This window comes from Parasphingomonas caseinilytica (assembly GCF_036663755.1).
Classification (GTDB): Bacteria; Pseudomonadota; Alphaproteobacteria; order Sphingomonadales; family Sphingomonadaceae; genus Sphingomonas.
This window is the reverse complement of sequence record NZ_JAXOJL010000025.1, coordinates 1-1,016: the sequence shown is the minus strand read 5'-3', so window position 1 is coordinate 1,016 and position 1,016 is coordinate 1. Positions and strand designations below refer to the sequence as shown.

Here is a 1,016-nt window from a genome sequence, read left to right as displayed (position 1 = left end):
TGTTTAGTCCCGGCATCTGGTGGATCGGATTGACGATGAACCGGTCTGGCTCTGACGTCCAGATCTTGGCGATGTATTCGTAGGGTGTGAGCCCGCTAAGCGTCTTCAGCCGGCGGGCAAAATTATAGGCCGCCATGAAGTCAGCGAGGTGCGTCCGAAGCTGGTCGTGGCTGTCGTAGTGGAAGCGCTTGACGGTTGCCTCTTTGATGGTCCGGTTCATCCGTTCGACCTGACCGTTGGTCCACGGGTGGTTCGGCTTCGTCAGTCGGTGCTCGATGTCGTTTGCCTCGCAGATCATGTCGAAGCGCATTTGACGCGACCAGGCGGTGTTGCGGTTGCGGGGCTGCTCGGCGAACTGGATGCCGTTGTCGGTCAAGATCGTATGGATGCGGTAAGGCACGGCTTTCAGCAGGTGTTCAAGGAACTCCCACGCCGTCCGTCGATCAGCCTTGTCGACCAACTGGGTGACGGCGAACTTGCTGGTGCGGTCGATGCCGACAAACAGGTACAGCTTGCCTTCGGCGGTCTGCACCTCGGCGATATCCATGTGGAAGAAGCCGATGGGGTAGCGCTTGAAGGATTGCCGCTTCGGCTTGTCGCCCTCGATGTCCGGCAGACGGGAGATGCCGTGCCGCTGCAGGCACCGATGCAGCGCTGAGCGTGTCAGGTGCGGGATCGACGGCTGCAGGGCGTAGAGGCAGTCGTCGAGCGGCAGCAGGGTGTGGCACCGGAACGCCACAACCATGGCCTCCTCCGCCTCGGTGAGGGTCGTAGAATGAGGGGCCTTCGGCCCGGTCTTCAAATCCTCGACCGTCGCCCGCTTCCGCCACTTCGCGACCGTCTTCGGGTTGATCCCCAGCTCCCGGCTCAGCGTCGCGAGCGAAGCTTGCGATCGCTGTATTGCTGCTCGGACGGCGTGCGTGGTCGTGGCGCACCCATGACGAACTTGTCCCATACGGCTTCCTTCCATTCCAACGAAAGGATCGCACCATCAAACCGTGGGATCAAACACCTAG

At 61.3% G+C, this 1,016-nt stretch carries 1 protein-coding gene; it reads right to left on the bottom strand.

The features are described from left to right. Window positions 1–955 (bottom strand): IS481 family transposase (locus tag U1738_RS20240; protein WP_332790837.1); only part of this gene is annotated, 955 nt, incomplete at its 3' end. Window positions 956–1,016 lie beyond the last annotated feature (61 nt).